The 863-nt window shown below is 38.1% G+C and carries 1 protein-coding gene and 1 pseudogene; both read right to left on the bottom strand.

All coding sequences use genetic code 11. From position 1 onward, the window contains the following. Nucleotides 1-46: 46 nt before the first annotated feature. Nucleotides 47-202, bottom strand: a pseudogene (locus tag DW826_RS17970) (DUF3847 domain-containing protein); the annotation flags it as partial. A 102-nt stretch (nt 203-304) separates the two neighbouring features. After that, complete coding sequence (locus tag DW826_RS17975; protein WP_117553344.1) at nt 305-790, bottom strand: hypothetical protein; 486 nt, start codon at nt 788-790, stop codon at nt 305-307. Between the last annotated feature and the right edge of the window lie 73 nt (nt 791-863).

Here is an 863-nt window from a genome sequence, read left to right on the forward strand (position 1 = left end):
TGAATTCGACTTGGGGCTATCCCTCCACGATGTTTAGCATCGCTTCATTGCAAAGGCGGTGGGTGCGCTTGGTGCGTTCACCTTTCTCCAGATACTTCTTTCTGTTCTCCAGACGCTCCAGCTTGTGCTGTTCCTGTGCAAGCTGTGTCTCGGCTCGTTCCTTTTCGGCTCGAAACTGGTCGAGAGTTTTCAGTTTTGTCATTGTCATTGCCCTCCTTTTTTGATTTTGGAGATAAAAAAGACCGTCAACTTTTCGCATAGTGCGACCAGCCAACGGTCTAATTTTCCGTATTGAGTTAAGATGTTAGTGGTTTTCCGCCGTTTCTTTATTTAATATATCAAGAATTTCTCGAAACGATTTTTGCAATCGAGGATCATCATACATTTTCTTTGCCGTATCCAGCAATTCTTCTGCCTGATTATATTGCTCATTTATAATTGCTGCTATTATATCAAGTATGGCTATGTTTCCGCCGTAGATTTTGTGATGTCTATATTGTTGAAAAAGTCCTTGGTTTTCGTTGTATACTGTAATTGCTTTTTCATACTGGGTAGTTTCAAAATAGCTCAAGCAAAGGTTGATTTTATGAACTACATTAACAGAAGAACCGCTCAGCCGCTCATGGGACAATTTTTCCAGCATAGGAATTGCTATATCAAATTGTTTTGCCTCGATGTATCCAGCAGCCAAATTTAATTCTAAGATATTTCTCAATATTTTCCCTTTTGCGGTTTTTAGCAAATTTTCTATACCGTCAATGTATTCCTGTGGCTTTTCTTCACTCAGCAACTTTGCAATTTTCTTGACTTTGTTAAAATAAATTAACCTATTGTGCTATTTCAAATAAAACGTTTAAAAACTT

Origin of the sequence: Clostridium sp. AM34-11AC (assembly GCF_003435375.1) — a bacterium.
GTDB classification, from domain to species: domain Bacteria; phylum Bacillota; class Clostridia; order Lachnospirales; family Lachnospiraceae; genus Pilosibacter; species Pilosibacter fragilis.